This window comes from Streptomyces pyxinicus (assembly GCF_024753135.1).
Lineage (GTDB): Bacteria > Actinomycetota > Actinomycetes > Streptomycetales > Streptomycetaceae > Streptomyces > Streptomyces pyxinicus.
Genome location: NZ_JANUGP010000024.1, coordinates 1 through 17,373 on the forward strand (window position 1 = coordinate 1; position 17,373 = coordinate 17,373).

Here is a 17,373-nt window from a genome sequence, read left to right on the forward strand (position 1 = left end):
GGGGGCCGGGGGGCGGGTGCGGGTGCGTCGTGGCTGGTCGCGCCGTTCCCCGCGCCCCCAGGGGACTGCGGTCGGCGTCGGCTTCGGGGGGCCGGGCGCTGCTTGCCGGGGCGTTGCGGTTCGTGGGGCGGGTGCCGGTCCGTCGTGGTCGGTCGCGCGGTTCCCCGCGCCCCTGAGGGGGGTGCCGGTGCCGTTGGCCCCTGGCTCGGTTACTCGCCGGGCCACTCGGGGGTGCGCTTCTCGTTGAAGGCCGCCACTCCCTCGGCTCGGTCGGCGGAGAAGGCGACCGAGCGCCAGGCCGCGTCCTCCACCTCCAGGCCTGCGCGCAGGTCGAGGCCGTGGCCCAGGCGGAGGGCCCGTTTGGCGGCGCGGAGGCCGATGGGCGAGTTCGCGGCGACGCGGGAGGCGAGGGAGAGGGCCTCCTCGCGATCCCGGCCCTCGTCCACCAGCTGGTCCACCAGGCCCAGTGCCGCCGCCTCCGCCGCCTCCACCCGGCGGGCCGAGAAGATCAGCTCCGCCGCGCGCGCCGCACCCACCCGGCGCGGCAGCAACTGCGTGCCGCCACCGCCCGGGATCACCCCGACCGACACCTCCGGCAGCCCCACCACGGCCGTGCCGTCGGCGACGATCAGGTCGCAGGACAGGGCCAGCTCGAACCCGCCGCCCAGCGCGAACCCGTGCACCGCCGCGATCGTCGGCACCGGCAGCTCCAGCACCCCGGTGTACGCGCCCCGCGCCACCGGCCGCTGCCGGACCAGGTCCGCGTCCGTGAAGGAGTTCCGCTCCTTCAGGTCCGCCCCGACGCAGAACGCCCGTTCATGCGACGAGGTCAGCACGACCACCCGCACCTCCCGGTCCGCCCCCAGCGCGGCGCAGGCCCCGGCGATCGAGCGGGCCATCCCGGTCGAGACGGCGTTCATGGCCTTGGGCCGGTCCAGCACCAGCTCCGCCACGTGCCCGTGCCGCCGTACCAGCACGAACTCCCCGAACCGCTCCTCACCCATGACACCCTCCGGTTAACGCGGGTTAACTCACTGTCGGCCCGATCATCGCAGCCGTACCCGATCCCCGTGAAGCCCGCCGGCGCTACGCCCGTTCGAGTGACAACCCGGCCGTCTCGGCCCACACCGCCCACCCGAGCGCATAGCGTGCGCTCCGCCACGGCGGGGAGGGAACCGATGACACCACCGATACGCGCGCGGTCCCGCACGGAGACGGGAGGGCGCGCCGGGTTCCGGCCGCGCCGTGGGCGTCATCGCAGGCCCCGCCCCCGCAAGGTGCTGCTCGCCGCCGGTGGTCTGGCCCTGGCCGCCGGTGCCCTGACCCTGGTCCGGGTCGCCACGGAGTCGGGCGTCGGCACCCCCGGCACGGCCGAGGCCGAACCCCGGCCCGCCCCGGACGCCGCCGGCACCGCGCACCGCTCGGCTCGCGCCGCCGCGACCGCCGGCACCGGCCCGGCCGCGCTGCCCTCGGCCACCTCCGCGATGGGCGGCCGGAGCCCCGCCCCGACCGCCACCACGGCTTCCGCCACCCCGGGGACCGCGTCGGCGCCGTCCGGCGGCACCGCCGTAGCGACGCCCGTACCGACCGGCACCCCCGCGACCCACCGCGCCCCCAGCCCGGAACCCTCCGCGACGACGTCCGCCCCGCGCCCGGCTCCGTCCGCGCCTGCGTCCGGGACAACGCCGGCCTCGACCCCGACGGCCGGTCAGGGTGGTCAGGGTGGGGTGTGCGTTCCGGTGATCGGCCTGTGCGTCGACATCCACTAGGGCCGGGACAGGGCGGCTAGCCGTCCCGGCGAGCCAGCAGCCACGGCTCGACCACGCCGAGGCCGCGCACCGGGCGCTGCCACATCGGCTGGAGCCCGAAGCGGTATGTCGGGGGCTCCTCGCCCTCCTTCTCGGCCGCCGCGGCGGCCTCCGCCGCCTCCGCCTCCGAGGCGGGCGCCTCACCGCTGCGGATCAGCTCCTCCGCGAAGGCGCTGTCCACCAGCACGGAGTCGCGGGGCGCTATGGAGGTCAGCCGGGAGGCGAGGTTCACGGTCGTGCCGAACACGTCGCCCATCCGGGTCGTGACCGTGCCGAAGGCCATGCCGACGCGCAGCTCGGGCATGGTCTCGTCGTTGGCCAGCGTCTCGACCAGGCGCAGGGCGATGTCGGCGGCGATGCCGGCGTCGTCCGCCGCGTAGAGCACCTCGTCGCCGAGGGTCTTGATGAGCCGGCCGCCGCGGGCGGCCACCAGGTCGGCGGCGGTGGTCTCGAAGGCCTCGACCAGCTCGCCGAGTTCCTCCTCCTCCATACGGCGGGTCAGCCGGGTGAAGCCGACCAGGTCGGCGAAGCCGACGGCGAGCCGCCGGTCGACCATCTCCTCGTCGTCGGCCGACTGCACGACCCGGCCCGCGGAGGCGGCGAGCTGCCGGCGCCAGACGTAGACCAGGAACTCCTCCAGCTCGGGCAGGAGGAGTTCGACGATCGGGTACGTCACCTCGGTGCGGGTCATGCCCGGCTCCGGGGGCTCGGTCAGGCCCTCCAGGAAGGAATCCATCTGCCACTCGGCCAACCGGGCGGTGGTCTGCCCCGTGGAGCGGGCCACCTGCACCGCCATGGCCTCGCTCAGCAGCCCCGCCTCCACGAGACCGGCGAGGCGGCGCAGGGCGAGTACGTCGGCCTCGGTGAGGGCCTTGGCCTGGCCGATGTCGGCGAAGCCCATCGCCCGCCAGAAACGGGAGGCCAGCTCCATGGAGACACCGGCGCTGCGGGCGGCCTGGAAGGGGGTGTAGCGGCGCTCGGCGCCCAGGATGAGCTGTTCGAGCCGCAGGGCCAGCGGGTCCTCGCCGGTGTCGGCGGCTTGGTCGTCCCCCTGCTCCAGCAGAGGGTCCACCCGGCCGTCCGCGTCCGCGCCGGAGCCCGTGTCGTCGACGGTCACGCCTGCTGCCCTTCCGATCTGCCGCGGTCGTATCGACCGGCCTCAACTCTACGGCAGGTGTGCGCCAGCTCACTCCGCCGGGTTGACCGGGGCCGGGGGCCGCTGTCCGGGGCCGATGCCGAGGGTCCCGTCCACGCCCACCCCACCATCGTGGCCGCTCGCCGGGCTCCCCGCGCGGCCTCGGCACCGACGGCCCGCGACGCCGGTCTCCGCGTCGACGGCCCGCGACACCGGCCCCAGCGCCGACGGCCCCCTACGCCGGCCGCAGATGCACGATGTCCCCCGCCCCCACCGGCTCCTGCACACCCTGCGCCGTGGCGAGGATCAGCCGGCCGTCGCCGTCCAGGGCCACCGCCTCCCCGACCACCGACCGGTCGCCCGGCAGTTCCGCGCGCACGGTCCGGCCCAGCGTCGCGCAGCCGGCCGCGTAGGTGTCCTGGAGGCCGCTGGTCACCGGGTCGCCGCCGGCCGAACGCCAGCGGCCGTACCAGTCCTCCAGCGAGCGCAGTACGGCCCGCAGCAGCGGGTCCCGGTCCGTGCCCTGCGCCCCGGCCAGGGCCAGCGAGCCCGCCTGGGGCACCGGCAGCTCCGGCGCCCGCAGCGTGACGTTGACGCCGACGCCGATGACGACACCGTCGTCACCGGCCCGCTCCGCGAGGATCCCGCCCGCCTTGCGCTCCGCGCCGTCCACCGTCACCAGCAGGTCGTTCGGCCACTTCAGCGCCGTGTCGACACCGGCCGCCCGGGACAGCCCCGTCGCCACCGCCACGCCGGTCAGCAGCGGCAGCCACCCCCAGCGGGCGACCGGTACCTCGGCCGGGTCCAGCAGGACCGAGAAGAACAGGCCCGAGCGCGGCGGCGCCGTCCAGCGGCGGTCCAGCCGGCCGCGCCCCGCCGTCTGCTCCTCCGCGACGAGCACCGCGCCCTCCGCCGCCTTGCCGGCCGCCGCGAGCGCGACCAGGTCGTCGTTGGTGGACCCGGTGCTCCGGACGACGTCGAGGGACGACCACAGGCCGCCCTCGCGCACCAGGCCCCGTCGCAGCGCGGCCGCGCTGAGGGGCGGGCGGTCGAGGTCGGACCAGCGGCTGCCGTTGTCGTCTGCTGCATCTCGGGGCGTCATGCAAGCCACCCTAGGTGTGGTAAACGACGCAGTGCTGATCGGTAGGCCCACCACTACGCTACGGATGAGTAACCGTCCCCCCTTTTGAGCAGGCAGGGAGCCGTATCCCGATGTCCGAGCCGGAAGAGCGTCACGAGATCCAAGGGATCGACATTCACACGACCGCGGGCAAGCTCGCGGATCTCCAGCGTCGCATCCACGAAGCGACGCACGCCGGCTCGGAACGTGCCGTCGAGAAGCAGCACGCGAAGGGCAAGCTGACGGCCCGTGAGCGCGTCGAACTCCTCCTGGACGAGGACTCGTTCGTCGAGCTGGACGAGTTCGCCCGGCACCGCTCCACCAACTTCGGCCTGGAGCACAACCGGCCGTACGGCGACGGTGTCGTCACCGGCTACGGCACCGTGGACGGCCGTCCGGTCGCCGTCTTCTCGCAGGACTTCACCGTCTTCGGCGGCGCCCTCGGCGAGGTCTACGGCCAGAAGATCGTCAAGGTCATGGACTTCGCGCTGAAGACCGGCTGCCCGGTCATCGGCATCAACGACTCCGGCGGCGCCCGCATCCAGGAGGGCGTGGCCTCGCTCGGCGCGTACGGCGAGATCTTCCGCCGCAACACCCACGCCTCCGGGGTCATCCCGCAGATCTCGCTGGTCGTCGGCCCCTGCGCGGGCGGCGCGGTGTACTCGCCGGCCATCACCGACTTCACGGTCATGGTCGACCAGACCTCGCACATGTTCATCACCGGACCCGACGTCATCAAGACGGTCACCGGCGAGGACGTCGGCTTCGAGGAGCTGGGCGGCGCCCGCACCCACAACGCCGTCTCCGGTGTGGCCCACCACATGGCCGGGGACGAGAAGGACGCCATCGAGTACATCAAGCAGCTGCTGTCGTACCTGCCGTCCAACAACCTCTCCGAGCCCCCGGTCTTCGCGGAGGAGTCCGACCTCGCCGTCACGGACGAGGACCGCGAGCTGGACACGCTGGTGCCGGACAGCGCCAACCAGCCGTACGACATCCGCACGGTGGTCGAACACGTCGTGGACGACGCCGAGTTCTTCGAGACGCAGGCGCTGTTCGCGCCCAACATGGTCACCGGCTTCGGCCGCGTGGAGGGCCGCCCGGTCGGCGTGGTCGCCAACCAGCCGATGCAGTTCGCCGGCTGCCTCGACATCGACGCCTCCGAGAAGGCGGCCCGCTTCGTGCGGACCTGCGACGCCTTCAATGTGCCGGTGCTGACCTTCGTGGACGTGCCCGGCTTCCTGCCCGGCGTGGGCCAGGAGCACGAGGGCATCATCCGGCGCGGCGCCAAGCTGATCTACGCCTACGCGGAGGCCACCGTCCCGCTGATCACCGTGATCACCCGCAAGGCCTTCGGCGGTGCCTACGACGTCATGGGCTCCAAGCACCTGGGCGCCGACCTCAACCTCGCCTGGCCGACCGCCCAGATCGCCGTCATGGGCGCCCAGGGCGCGGTCAACATCCTGCACCGGCGCACCATCGCCGAGGCGGCGGCGAGCGGCGAGGACGTGGAAGCGGTGCGCGCCCGCCTGATCCAGGAGTACGAGGACACCCTCCTCAACCCCTACGTCGCGGCCGAGCGCGGCTACGTCGACGCCGTGATCATGCCCTCCGACACCCGCGCCCACATCGTCCGCGGCCTGCGTCAGCTGCGTACCAAGCGGGAATCCCTGCCCCCGAAGAAGCACGGCAACATCCCCCTGTAGTCCGCCGACCCCCTGGAGCCGACATGACGATCAAGGTCGTACGAGGCAACCCGACCCCGGAGGAACTGGCCGCCGCCCTCGCGGTGGTCCGCGCCCGGGCCGCCGCCACGGCAGCGGAGCCCGCCGGCCCGGACACCCCCGCCGCCGCGTGGTCCGACCCGTCCCGCATCGCGACCCACCGCGTCCCACCCCCGGGCCCGGCCTCCTGGACCCGAACTTATTGGCCGAGCTAGGAGCAGCCACCCCAGGGGCGCGGGGAACCGCGCACAGCACCACAGCACAGGGCGCGATTTAAGTACCGCTACTCAGGCGCCGTAGCCCGCCAAGCCCCACGCTAGTGGCATGCTGTGGTCGGACCCGGAGAACGAGCCGCCGAAGGAACTGCGCGACATGCAGGAGATGCTTCGGCGGCTCGGCCTTTTCATGGCCCTGGCCATGGTCGTCGCGATGATCGTGATCGGTCTGCGGTGATCGTGCTCGGCCTGGGGTGAGCGCGGCGGCCCCGCCTGACTAACCTGACCGCATGACCGCAACGCGCCGCAGGCGACTCGTGCTCGCCTCCCAGTCCCCCGCCCGGCTCGGGCTGCTCCGGCAGGCCGGCCTCGCTCCCGAGGTGATCGTGAGCGGGGTGGACGAGGACGCCGTCACCGCCCCCACCCCGGCCGAGCTGGCGCTCGCGCTGGCCGAGGCGAAGGCCTCGGTGGTGGCCGCGCTGCCCGAGGTGCGGGGCGCCCTGGTGATCGGCTGCGACTCGGTGCTGGAGCTGGACGGCCGGGCGCTCGGCAAGCCCGCCGACGCCGCGGAGGCCACCGCCCGCTGGAAGGCGATGCGCGGGCGGGCCGGGGTGCTCCAGACGGGGCACTGCGTGTGGGACACGGAGGCGAAGCGGTACGTCTCGGCGACCGCCTCCACCGTCGTCCGGTTCGGCGAGCCCAGTGACGCGGAGGTCGCCGCCTACGTGGCCTCGGGCGAGCCGCTGCACGTCGCCGGGGCGTTCACGCTGGACGGCAGGTCGGCGCCGTTCATCGAGGGCATCGACGGCGACCACGGCAACGTGATCGGCATCAGCCTGCCGCTGGTGCGCAGACTCCTCGCCGAGCTGGGCGTGGGCATCACGGAGTTGTGGGCGCCGGCGGAGTGACCCGGCCGGGGACGGCGTCCCGCGGCTCGTCGTCCCCGTACCGCTGTTCGGGCAGGTGCCGGGTGGTGTCGTCGGCGGACCCGGCGGTGGCGTCCTTGGCCAACGGGTCACCGCCCGTGCCGTCGTCGCCGCCCGGCGCCCGCCGCTCCGGGCCGGCCGAGCGGTCGTACGTCATCAGGAGCAGCACGATCAGCCCGAGCACCACGACCATGAAGACGAACGCCCCCGGGCCGACCAGACCCCAGGCGAACGCGCCCAGCAGGCCGTGGACGACGGCGGCGCTGATCAGCAGGATGCGGCCGAAGCCGGCCGGGGCGCGGTCGCGGACCGCGACCAGCAGGGCGACCAGCGCGCACAGGGCGAAGTAGAGGCCGAAAACCACCCCGGCGACCTTCGTGGACGTGGCCATCACCCCGGAATCGAGGCCGGCCAGGGACATCCGCTGCCGGTCGACGACCGTGCCGAGGAGCCAGTTGACGGCCGCGATGCCGCACGCCTCGGCGAGCAGGACCACCGCCACGATCCACGCCACCGGTCTGCGTACCACCGGTCCCCACCCACTCTCCGGTCGCTCAGCTGTCTGTTACCCCAGGTACGTTCGAGCCACCGCGAACGCTACTAACGGGTAAACCGGGGGACAAGGGTTCGCGCCGCGGCAAAGAATCATTGGGCCATTCGTAGGGACTCGACAAAGAAACAGAGTGGGGCGCAGCACCCCGCCACAGAGACCTTGGCCACATGGGGGACTAGGGTTTTCCGGGGGAAGTCCTGCGTACCGGGGTACGACTTGGGATTTCGCCGGTCGAGCGGGCCTCGAATCACGCTCCGTGTGGGCAAGCTCACCATTGGGGACGGGTCGTAGTGCCGTGTCGGCAGTCCCTAAACTCGGCTTGTTTCAAGGAGGGAGCCTCAATCGTGCGCAAGGTGCTCATCGCCAACCGTGGCGAAATCGCTGTCCGCGTGGCCCGAGCCTGTCGGGACGCCGGGATCGCGAGCGTGGCCGTCTACGCCGACCCGGACCGGGACGCTCTGCATGTCCGCGCCGCGGATGAGGCGTTCGCCCTGGGCGGTGACACTCCGGCGACCAGCTACCTGGTCATCGACAAGATCCTCAACGCCGCGCGCGAGTCCGGCGCCGACGCCATCCACCCGGGCTACGGCTTCCTGTCGGAGAACGCCGACTTCGCCCAGGCGGTCCTGGACGCGGGCCTGAACTGGATCGGCCCGCCGCCGCAGGCCATCCGCGACCTGGGTGACAAGGTCGCCGCCCGGCACATCGCCCAGCGCGCCGGCGCCCCGCTGGTGGCCGGCACGCCCGACCCGGTGTCGGGCGCGGACGAGGTCGTGGCCTTCGCCGAGGAGCACGGCCTGCCGATCGCCATCAAGGCCGCCTTCGGTGGCGGCGGGCGTGGCCTGAAGGTCGCCCGCACCCTCGAAGAGGTCCCCGAGCTGTACGACTCGGCCGTCCGTGAGGCCGTCGCCGCCTTCGGCCGCGGCGAGTGCTTCGTGGAGCGCTATCTGGACCGCCCGCGGCACGTCGAGACCCAGTGCCTGGCCGACAAGCACGGCAACGTGGTCGTCGTCTCCACCCGTGACTGCTCCCTCCAGCGCCGCCACCAGAAGCTGGTCGAGGAGGCCCCGGCGCCGTTCCTCTCCGAGGCGCAGGTCGCCGAGCTGTACCGGGCCTCGAAGGCCATCCTCAAGGAGGCCCGCTACGAGGGCGCGGGCACCTGTGAGTTCCTGGTCGGCCAGGACGGCACGATCTCCTTCCTGGAGGTCAACACGCGGCTCCAGGTGGAGCACCCGGTGACCGAGGAGGTCGCCGGCGTCGACCTGGTCCGCGAGATGTTCCGCATCGCCGACGGCGAGGAGCTGGGGTACGGCGACCCGGAGCTGCGCGGCCACTCGTTCGAGTTCCGGATCAACGGTGAGGACCCGGGCCGGGGCTTCCTCCCGGCGCCCGGCACGGTCACCCGGTTCGACGCGCCGACCGGGCCCGGTGTCCGGCTGGACGCGGGCGTGGAGGCCGGCTCGGTCATCGGCCCGGCGTGGGACTCGCTGCTCGCCAAGCTGGTCGTGACCGGCCGCACCCGCAAGGAGGCCCTGGAGCGGGCCGCCCGCGCGCTGGACGAGTTCCAGGTGGACGGCATGGCCACGGCCGTCCCGTTCCACCGCGTGGTGGTCCGGGACCCGGCGTTCGCCCCCGAGCTGACCGGTTCCGCCGACCCGTTCACGGTCCACACCCGGTGGATCGAGACCGAGTTCGTCAACGAGATCAAGCCCTTCACCGCCTCGGCCGACGCCGACGCGGAGGAGGAGGCCGGGCCGCGCGAGACGGTCGTGGTCGAGGTGGGCGGCAAGCGCCTGGAGGTCTCCCTGCCGGCCTCCCTGGGCATGTCCCTGGCCCGTACGGGTCTCGCGGCGGGCGCCAAGCCCAAGCGTCGCGCGGCGAAGAAGTCCGGCCCCGTCGCCTCCGGTGACACCCTCGCCTCGCCCATGCAGGGCACGATCGTCAAGATCGCGGTCGAGGAGGGCCAGGAGGTCCAGGAGGGCGACCTGATCGTCGTCCTGGAGGCCATGAAGATGGAGCAGCCCCTCAACGCCCACCGGGCGGGCACCATCAAGGGCCTCACCGCCGAGGTGGGGGCCTCCATCACCTCGGGCGCCCCGATCTGCGAGATCAAGGACTGACCCACAGCACGACACGCCGACGCCCGACGGAATCCTTTCCGTCGGGCGTCGCGCTGTTCAGCAGCCGGGCGTCCAGTTCTCGGCAGACGCGACGGACAGCCAACTCAGGGGCGCGGGGAACTGCGCGATCAGCCACAACGCACCCGCACCGGGCGACGCACCGACACGACCCGCCCCCGGCAACGCACAGCCAAGCCCCCCTACCGGCGCCGCAAATCAGCGACGCGCCCCCGTTCGGAAGCCGCCGCGGGCTCCCGCAGAGGCACATGCCCCCGCCTGGGCCCCGGCAGGGGAGCGCGCCGTGCCGGAGGCCCTTGGTCACCCCCCTGGCTCCCGCTCGCCCCGGTCACGGCGATCTGCACCCCCTGATCGGCGAGGGCCTGCAACTCGGTGCCCGCGCGGTCGTCGTGGGCCGGAGGCTCGTCGGTGACCAGCCGCGTGATGAGGTCGGTCGGCACGGTCTGGAACATGGTGTCCGTACCGAGCTTGGTGTGGTCGGCGAGGACCACGACCTCCCCGGCGGCCTGCACGAGCGCCCGGTCCACCGACGCCGAGAGCATGTTGGACGTGGACAGACCCCGCTCGGCCGTCAGCCCGCTCCCGGACAGGAACGCCCGGGAGACCCGCAGCCCCTGGAGGGACTGCTCGGCCCCGGAGCCGACGAGGGCGTAGTTGGACCCGCGCAGGGTGCCCCCGGTCATGACGACCTCGACCCGGTTGGCGTGGGCCAGCGCCTGGGCGACGAGGAGGGAGTTGGTGACCACCGTCAGACCGGGCACCCGCGCGAGCCGGCGGGCCAGCTCCTGCGTGGTCGTACCCGCCCCCACCACGATGGCCTCGCCCTCTTCGACGAGGCCCGCGGCGAGGTCGGCGATGGCCGTCTTCTCGGCGGTCGCGAGATGGGATTTCTGCGAAAAGCCGGATTCTCGCGTGAATCCGCCCGGCAGTACCGCACCGCCATGCCGGCGGTCGAGGAGTCCTTCGGCCTCCAGCGCCCGCACGTCCCGCCGTACGGTCACTTCGGAGGTCTGGACGACGCGGGCGAGTTCACGGAGCGACACGGCACCGTTCGCTCGCACCATTTCGAGGATCAATTGGCGACGTTCAGCAGCGAACACGAAACTGACAGTAACCCCAGCGACCGTCTGCTTTCAGCAGTTTGCGCCGAATAACAGAAGTTGTTCGCATGGCCGGTCGGGCAGTGGTATAAGCCCTGCCCGGCCCGACTATGCCGGACGCATGCCCGGCAACTTCCCGTGACCAGCGGGAAGTTCACCGGCGCCTCAGGCCTCCGCACCCGCCTTGCGGGTGTGCAGCTGCCGGGCGACCTCCGCGATCGACCCCGAAAGGGAGGGGTAGACCGTGAACGCGTTCGCGATCTGTTCGACCGTCAGGTTGTTGTCGACGGCGATCGAGATGGGGTGGATCAGCTCCGAGGCGCGCGGCGCGACGACCACACCGCCGACCACGATGCCCGTGCCGGGCCGGCTGAAGATCTTCACGAAGCCGTCCCGGATGCCCTGCATCTTGGCGCGCGGGTTGCGCAGCAGCGGCAGCTTGACGACCCGGGCGTCGATCTTGCCCGCGTCCACGTCCGCCTGCGTGTAGCCGACGGTGGCGATCTCGGGGTCGGTGAAGACGTTCGAGGAGACCGCCTTCAGGTTCAGCGGGGCCACCGCGTCGCCCAGGAAGTGGTACATGGCGATGCGTCCCTGCATCGCGGCGACGGACGCGAGCGCGAACACACCCGTGACGTCTCCGGCCGCGTAGACACCCGGAGCGGTCGTCCGGGACACCTTGTCGGTCCAGATGTGACCGGACTCGCGCACCTTGACGCCGGCCTCCTCCAGGCCGAGCCCCGCGCTGTTCGGGATGGCGCCGACCGCCATCAGGCAGTGGCTGCCGGAGATGACCCGGCCGTCGGCGAGGGTGACCTCGACCTGGTCGCCGACGCGTTTGGCGGACTGCGCGCGGGAGCGGGCCATCACGTTCATGCCCCGGCGCCGGAAGACGTCCTCCAGCACGGCGGCGGCGTCCGGGTCCTCGCCCGGCAGCACCCGGTCCCGGGAGGAGACGAGGGTGACCTTGGAGCCGAGCGCCTGGTAGGCACCCGCGAACTCGGCGCCGGTGACACCGGAGCCGACCACGATCAGCTCGTCCGGCAGCTCGGTCAGGTCGTAGACCTGGGTCCAGTTGAGGATGCGCTCGCCGTCGGGCTGGGCGTCGGGCAGCTCGCGCGGGTGGCCGCCGGTCGCGAGGAGCACGGCGTCGGCGGTGAGGGTCTCCTCGGTGCCGTCGGCGGCGGTGACGACGACCTTGCGGGAGCCGTCCAGCGACTGCATGCCGTCCAGCCGGCCGCGCCCGCGCATGACCCGGGCGCCGGCGCGCGTCACGGAGGCGGTGATGTCGTGCGACTGCGCGAGCGCGAGCCGCTTCACCCGCCGGTTGACCTTGCCGAGGTCCACCCCGACCACCCGGGCGGCCTGCTCCAGCGGCGGGGTGTCGTCGGCGACGATGATCCCCAGCTCCTCGTAGGAGGAGTCGAAGGTGGTCATCACCTCGGCCGTGGCGATAAGGGTCTTCGACGGCACGCAGTCGGTCAGCACCGACGCCCCGCCCAGACCGTCGCAGTCGACGACGGTCACCTCCGCGCCGAGCTGGGCGGCCACCAGGGCCGCCTCGTATCCGCCGGGTCCGCCACCGATGATCACGATCCGAGTCACGTACCCCATTGTCCCGCACGCTTCAAGGTGCCACTGCCCGGGGGCGGCACAAGGGCCGGACGGGACGGAAGTGACGCGCGCGGGGGCTGCCGTACCCTTCGTCCCATGTCGCTCTACGCCGCGTACGCCGGCAACCTCGACGCGCGGCTGATGTCCCGCCGCGCCCCGCACTCGCCGCTGCGCGCCACGGGCTGGCTGAACGGCTGGCGGCTGACCTTCGGCGGGGAGCAGCTCGGCTGGGAGGGCGCGCTCGCGACGCTCGTGGAGGACCCGCTGGCCCAGGTCTTCGTCGGCCTGTACGACCTCGCGCCGCTGGACGAGGAGTCGCTCGACCGCTGGGAGGGCGTGGGCCTCGGCATCTACCGGCGGGCGCGGGTACGGGTGCACACCCTGGACGGCGAGGAGCGGGCCTGGGCGTACGTCCTGGACGGCTACGAGGGCGGGCTGCCCTCGGCGCGCTATCTGGGCGAGATCGCCGACGCGGCGGAGTCGGCGGGGGCGCCGCACGACTACGTGATGGAGCTGCGCAAGCGCCCCTGCTAGCGGGTCGACCGAAGCTTGTCGGAAACGACAAGACAACGATCGCATTCCCGTGACGTCTGTCATCTACGCGCGTAGGCGAACACCGGCTACCCTCGTCGGCGTGAACGCATCTCTTCTTCCGGACGACATCCAGGGCGACCCCTACGCCGCCGCCGACGCCGCCGCCGCGCGCCTGCGCGCGCTGACCGGCGCCGAGACCCACGACGTCGCCCTCGTGATGGGCTCCGGCTGGGCCCCGGCCGTCGACGCACTGGGCGCTCCCGACGCCGAGTTCCCGGTCACCGAGCTGCCCGGCTTCCCGCCGCCGGCGGTGGAGGGGCACGGCGGCAAGATCCGCTCGTACACCTTCGGTGACAAGCGCGCGCTGGTCTTCCTCGGCCGCACGCACTACTACGAGGGCCGGGGCGTCGCCGCCGTCTCGCACGGCGTCCGCACCGCCGTCGCCGCCGGCTGCAAGACCATCGTGCTCACCAACGGCTGCGGCGGCCTGCGCGAGGGCATGCGCCCCGGCCAGCCGGTGCTGATCAGCGACCACATCAACCTGACGGCGACGTCGCCGATCGTCGGCGCCAACTTCGTCGACCTGACGGACCTGTACTCGCCGCGCCTGCGCGCCCTGTGCAAGGAGATCGACCCCTCCCTGGAGGAGGGCGTCTACGCCCAGTTCCCCGGCCCGCACTACGAGACCCCGGCCGAGATCCGCATGGCCCGCGTCATCGGCGCGGACCTGGTCGGCATGTCCACGGTCCTGGAGGCCATCGCCGCCCGCGAGGCCGGCGCCGAGGTCCTCGGCATCTCCCTGGTCACCAACCTGGCCGCGGGCATGACCGGCGAGCCCCTCAACCACGAGGAGGTCCTCCAGGCCGGCCGCGACTCGGCGGCCCGCATGGGCGAGCTGCTGGGCCAGGTACTGGGCAAGCTGTAGCACCACCCCCGGCCGGCCGGGTCGGGGGAACCCCCGGGGGACCAGGCAGACGCAGCAGACACAGGAGAGGTTGATCCCAAGGTGCACGATCTCATCGCCCGGGCCGGCGCGTGGCTCGCGGAGGACCCGGACCCGGAGACCCGCGACGAGCTGGCCAAGCTGATCGACGCCGGCGACACCGCGGAGCTGGCGGCCCGCTTCGCCGGCACCCTCCAGTTCGGCACCGCCGGGCTGCGGGGCGAGCTGGGCGCGGGCCCGATGCGCATGAACCGCGGCGTCGTCATCCGCGCCGCCGCCGGTCTCGCCGCGTACCTGAAGAAGCGGGGCCACGCCGGTGAGCTGGTCGTCGTCGGCTACGACGCCCGCCACAAGTCCGCCGACTTCGCCCGCGACACCGCCGCCGTGATGACCGGTGCCGGCCTGCGTGCCGCCGTACTCCCCCGCCCGCTGCCCACCCCGGTCCTGGCCTTCGCCATCCGGCACCTCGGCGCGGTCGCGGGCGTGGAGGTCACCGCCAGCCACAACCCGCCCCGGGACAACGGCTACAAGGTGTACCTCGGCGACGGCTCCCAGATCGTGCCGCCCGCCGACGCGGAGATCGCCGCCGAGATCGACGCGATCGCCTCGCTGCACGACGTACCGCGCCCGGAGGCCGGCTGGGAGATCCTGGACGACTCGGTCCTGGACGCCTATCTGGCCCGTACCGACGCCGTCCTCGCCCCGGACTCCGCGCGCACCGCCCGCACCGTCTACACGGCGATGCACGGCGTCGGCAAGGACGTCCTGCTGGCCGCGTTCGCCCGGGCGGGCTTCCCGGAGCCGGTCCTGGTCGCCGAACAGGCCGAGCCGGACCCGGACTTCCCGACGGTCGCCTTCCCGAACCCGGAGGAGCCGGGCGCGATGGACCTGTCCTTCGCCCGGGCCCGCGCCACCGACCCGGACCTGGTCATCGCCAACGACCCCGACGCCGACCGCTGCGCCGTGGCCGTACCGGACGGCGCCGACTGGCGGATGCTGCGCGGCGACGAGGTCGGCGCGCTGCTCGCCGCCCACCTGGTGCGCCGCGGCGCCCGGGGCACCTTCGCGGAGTCGATCGTCTCCTCCTCCCTGCTCGGCCGGATCGCCGGGAAGGCGGGGCTGCCGTACGAGGAGACGCTCACCGGCTTCAAGTGGATCGCCCGGGTGGACGGCCTGCGCTACGGCTACGAGGAGGCCCTCGGCTACTGCGTGGACCCCGAGGGCGTGCGCGACAAGGACGGCATCACCGCCGCGCTGCTGATCACCGAGCTGGCGTCGGTGCTGAAGGAGGAGGGCCGTACCCTCCTCGACCTCCTCGACGACCTCGCCGTGGAGCACGGTCTGCACGCCACCGACCAGCTCTCGGTCCGCGTCCAGGACCTCTCGGTGATCGCCGACGCGATGCGCCGCCTGCGCGAGCGGCCGCCGACCGCGCTGGCGGGCCTCGCCGTCACCCGCGCCGAGGACCTGAACCAGGGCACGGACACGCTGCCCCCGACCGACGGCCTGCGCTACACGCTCGACGGCGCCCGCGTCATCGTCCGCCCGAGCGGCACGGAGCCCAAGCTCAAGTGCTACCTGGAGGTCGTCGTCCCGGTCGCCACCCACGCCGACCTGCCGGCCGCCCGCACCCGCGCGACCGAACTCCTGACGGCGGTGAAGCACGACCTGTCGGCAGCCGCCGGCATCTGACCAGCCCGACGGCACAGGGGCGGCTCACCGGACACCGAGCCCGGTGAGCCGCCCCTGAGGCCGGGGGCCGGAACCTCACCCCACCGCCAGCAGAATCGCCAGCAGCACCGCCCCCGCCACCGCCGGCGCCATGATCTCGTAGGCCCAGCGGACCGTCGGCTCGCCCTGGGCCGTGTTCGCCTGGCCGCGGGTCTCCAGCAGGTCGCGCAGGTCGTCCATGACCTTGTCGGTCTCCGCCCGGGTCGGGCCCGTGTCCGCGCCGCGCAGGCCGAAACCGCCGAGTCCGGGTCCGCCGGAGCCGAGGCCGCCCGCACCGATGCGCCCGGCGGGGCCCCGGGCCGCCTCCGCCGCCGCCCGCTCCTGCCGCCGCGCCGCGCGCTTGCGGGCCCGCAGCGAGACCGGGACGGCCCACAGCTGGTACTTGGTGCCGGATTTGGCGACGACCTCGTTGGAGAAGCCGGAACGCAGGGCCGCCACCTCGCCCCAGGGCAGGGTGACGACCCGGAAGGGGTTGCGGACGCGCAGCCGGTCGGGGCCGGCGAAGACCGCCGGGCGCAGGGTGAAGGCGGCCACCAGCGGCACCACCAGGATCATGCCGGCGAGCGCCAGCCAGGGCGTGCGGCCCTCGCCCTTGAACAGCGCGTCGAAGCCCAGCCAGCAGACGATCACGAGCAGCAGCACACCGCCCGCGAGTCCCATGGGCGAGCGGTAGACGCGGTCCTTGGCGACGGGCGCCGGCGGCGGGGGCGTGGGGGACTGGTCGTCCGGGGTGGTCATGGCCCCGATTCTGCCGCATGCCCCCGGCACCCGGCCGACCCGCCCGGCGGCGCCCGGCACGGTGCCCGCGCTTCGATCAAGAAGCCGGGGGTGTACAGCCGCTACGCGCGTAGATATGCTCGTCTGGTGACCATGCCCACCACTGCTCCCACAGCTCAGGCTCTCGTCGACGTCACCGCGTCCGACAGCACGCTGCGCCGCTTCCTGCACGGGCTGCCCGGCGTCGACGCGGTCGGCCTGGAGGCGCGCGCCGCGGCTCTCGGCACCCGTTCCATCAAGACCACCGCGAAGGCGTACGCCATCGACCTCGCCATCTCGATGGTCGACCTGACGACGCTGGAAGGCGCGGACACCCCGGGCAAGGTCCGGGCGCTCGGCGCCAAGGCGGTCCACCCCGACCCCACGGACCGCACGGCCCCGACCACGGCCGCGGTCTGCGTCTACCCCGACATGGTGGCCGTCGCCAAGGAGGCCGTCGCCGGCTCCGGCGTCAAGGTCGCCTCGGTCGCCACCGCCTTCCCGGCCGGCCGCGCCGCGCTCGACGTGAAGCTGGCCGACGTGCGCGAGGCCGTCGCAGCGGGCGCCGACGAGATCGACATGGTCATCGACCGGGGCGCGTTCCTGGCCGGCGGGTATCTGAAGGTGTACGACGAGATCACCGCCGTGAAGGAGGCCTGCGGGACCAGTGCCCGGCTGAAGGTCATCTTCGAGACCGGCGAGCTGTCGACGTACGACAACATCCGCCGCGCCTCCTGGCTCGGCATGCTGGCCGGCGCCGACTTCATCAAGACCTCCACCGGCAAGGTCGCCGTCAACGCGACCCCCGCCAACACCCTGCTGATGCTGGAGGCGGTGCGCGACTTCCGCGCCCAGACCGGCGTCCAGGTCGGCGTGAAGCCCGCCGGCGGCATCCGCACCACCAAGGACGCCGTCAAGTTCCTGGTGCTCGTGAACGAGACGGCGGGCGCGGACTGGCTGGACAACCACTGGTTCCGCTTCGGCGCCTCCTCGCTCCTCAACGACCTGCTGATGCAGCGCCAGAAGCTGGCCACCGGCCGCTACTCCGGCCCCGACTACGTGACGGTGGACTGATC

Annotated in this window: 17 protein-coding genes; 10 read left to right on the forward strand and 7 right to left on the reverse strand. The window is 73.2% G+C overall.

Annotation, left to right across the window (positions count from 1 at the left end):
- Nucleotides 1-209: 209 nt before the first annotated feature.
- Complete coding sequence (locus NX794_RS26085) at nucleotides 210-1,004, reverse strand: enoyl-CoA hydratase/isomerase family protein (protein WP_258781431.1); 795 nt, start codon at nucleotides 1,002-1,004, stop codon at nucleotides 210-212.
- Nucleotides 1,005-1,178: 174 nt separating this feature from the next.
- Between NX794_RS26085 and NX794_RS26090 the strand changes: the two genes are divergently transcribed.
- Nucleotides 1,179-1,769, forward strand: coding sequence for a hypothetical protein (locus NX794_RS26090; protein ID WP_258781432.1), 591 nt, complete (start codon nucleotides 1,179-1,181; stop codon nucleotides 1,767-1,769).
- Between the two features lie 16 nt (nucleotides 1,770-1,785).
- Here the strand turns inward: NX794_RS26090 and NX794_RS26095 are convergent, their stop codons facing one another.
- Entirely contained in the window at nucleotides 1,786-2,925 is a 1,140-nt protein-coding gene (locus NX794_RS26095) for an adenylate/guanylate cyclase domain-containing protein (protein WP_258781433.1), read from the reverse strand.
- 253 nt (nucleotides 2,926-3,178) lie between these two features.
- Nucleotides 3,179-4,045, reverse strand: coding sequence for a biotin--[acetyl-CoA-carboxylase] ligase (locus tag NX794_RS26100; RefSeq protein ID WP_258781434.1), 867 nt, complete (start codon nucleotides 4,043-4,045; stop codon nucleotides 3,179-3,181).
- Nucleotides 4,046-4,155: 110 nt separating this feature from the next.
- On the opposite strand from NX794_RS26100, the gene NX794_RS26105 reads away from it, so the two are divergent.
- The 4 genes from NX794_RS26105 (at nucleotide 4,156) to NX794_RS26120 (ending at nucleotide 6,910) form a co-directional block, all read left to right on the forward strand.
- Nucleotides 4,156-5,769, forward strand: coding sequence for an acyl-CoA carboxylase subunit beta (locus NX794_RS26105; protein WP_258781435.1), 1,614 nt, complete (start codon nucleotides 4,156-4,158; stop codon nucleotides 5,767-5,769).
- Between the two features lie 23 nt (nucleotides 5,770-5,792).
- Nucleotides 5,793-6,002, forward strand: a complete 210-nt coding sequence (locus NX794_RS26110; protein ID WP_258781437.1) for an acyl-CoA carboxylase epsilon subunit — start codon at nucleotides 5,793-5,795, stop codon at nucleotides 6,000-6,002.
- Between the two features lie 109 nt (nucleotides 6,003-6,111).
- Complete coding sequence (mmpB, locus tag NX794_RS26115) at nucleotides 6,112-6,240, forward strand: morphogenic membrane protein MmpB (RefSeq protein ID WP_258781438.1); 129 nt, start codon at nucleotides 6,112-6,114, stop codon at nucleotides 6,238-6,240.
- A gap of 52 nt (nucleotides 6,241-6,292) precedes the next feature.
- Complete coding sequence (locus NX794_RS26120) at nucleotides 6,293-6,910, forward strand: Maf family protein (RefSeq protein WP_258781439.1); 618 nt, start codon at nucleotides 6,293-6,295, stop codon at nucleotides 6,908-6,910.
- Here the strand turns inward: NX794_RS26120 and NX794_RS26125 are convergent.
- The gene (locus tag NX794_RS26125; RefSeq protein ID WP_258781441.1) at nucleotides 6,882-7,457 is read right to left on the reverse strand and encodes a hypothetical protein; all 576 of its coding nucleotides are present in this window, start codon (nucleotides 7,455-7,457) and stop codon (nucleotides 6,882-6,884) included. The genes NX794_RS26120 and NX794_RS26125 overlap by 29 nt on opposite strands.
- A 368-nt stretch (nucleotides 7,458-7,825) precedes the next feature.
- On the opposite strand from NX794_RS26125, the gene NX794_RS26130 reads away from it, so the two are divergent.
- On the forward strand, nucleotides 7,826-9,601 hold the full coding sequence (locus NX794_RS26130) for an acetyl/propionyl/methylcrotonyl-CoA carboxylase subunit alpha (RefSeq protein WP_258781442.1): 1,776 nt from the start codon (nucleotides 7,826-7,828) through the stop codon (nucleotides 9,599-9,601).
- Between the two features lie 200 nt (nucleotides 9,602-9,801).
- Here NX794_RS26130 and NX794_RS26135 read toward each other — a convergent pair whose 3' ends face one another.
- Both NX794_RS26135 and NX794_RS26140 read right to left on the reverse strand, forming a co-directional pair.
- On the reverse strand, nucleotides 9,802-10,719 hold the full coding sequence (locus NX794_RS26135) for a DeoR/GlpR family DNA-binding transcription regulator (protein ID WP_258781443.1): 918 nt from the start codon (nucleotides 10,717-10,719) through the stop codon (nucleotides 9,802-9,804).
- 165 nt (nucleotides 10,720-10,884) lie between these two features.
- Nucleotides 10,885-12,333, reverse strand: a complete 1,449-nt coding sequence (locus NX794_RS26140; protein ID WP_258781444.1) for an NAD(P)H-quinone dehydrogenase — start codon at nucleotides 12,331-12,333, stop codon at nucleotides 10,885-10,887.
- A 96-nt stretch (nucleotides 12,334-12,429) separates the two neighbouring features.
- Between NX794_RS26140 and NX794_RS26145 the strand changes: the two genes are divergently transcribed.
- The 3 genes from NX794_RS26145 to NX794_RS26155 all read left to right on the forward strand — a co-directional run bounded on the left by NX794_RS26145 (nucleotide 12,430) and on the right by NX794_RS26155 (nucleotide 15,502).
- Nucleotides 12,430-12,867, forward strand: coding sequence for a gamma-glutamylcyclotransferase family protein (locus tag NX794_RS26145; protein ID WP_258781445.1), 438 nt, complete (start codon nucleotides 12,430-12,432; stop codon nucleotides 12,865-12,867).
- A gap of 100 nt (nucleotides 12,868-12,967) precedes the next feature.
- Nucleotides 12,968-13,792, forward strand: coding sequence for a purine-nucleoside phosphorylase (locus NX794_RS26150; RefSeq protein WP_258781446.1), 825 nt, complete (start codon nucleotides 12,968-12,970; stop codon nucleotides 13,790-13,792).
- Between the two features lie 81 nt (nucleotides 13,793-13,873).
- Nucleotides 13,874-15,502, forward strand: coding sequence for a phospho-sugar mutase (locus NX794_RS26155; RefSeq protein WP_258781447.1), 1,629 nt, complete (start codon nucleotides 13,874-13,876; stop codon nucleotides 15,500-15,502).
- 75 nt (nucleotides 15,503-15,577) lie between these two features.
- Here the strand turns inward: NX794_RS26155 and NX794_RS26160 are convergent, their stop codons facing one another.
- Nucleotides 15,578-16,279: a PH domain-containing protein gene (locus NX794_RS26160; RefSeq protein WP_258781448.1), complete on the reverse strand. Its 702-nt coding sequence runs from the start codon at nucleotides 16,277-16,279 to the stop codon at nucleotides 15,578-15,580.
- A 132-nt stretch (nucleotides 16,280-16,411) separates the two neighbouring features.
- Between NX794_RS26160 and deoC the strand changes: the two genes are divergently transcribed.
- Nucleotides 16,412-17,371 carry a deoxyribose-phosphate aldolase gene (gene deoC / locus NX794_RS26165; RefSeq protein WP_258781573.1) on the forward strand — a complete coding sequence of 320 codons (960 nt, stop codon included), beginning with the start codon at nucleotides 16,412-16,414 and terminating at the stop codon, nucleotides 17,369-17,371.
- The last annotated feature ends 2 nt before the right edge of the window (nucleotides 17,372-17,373 follow it).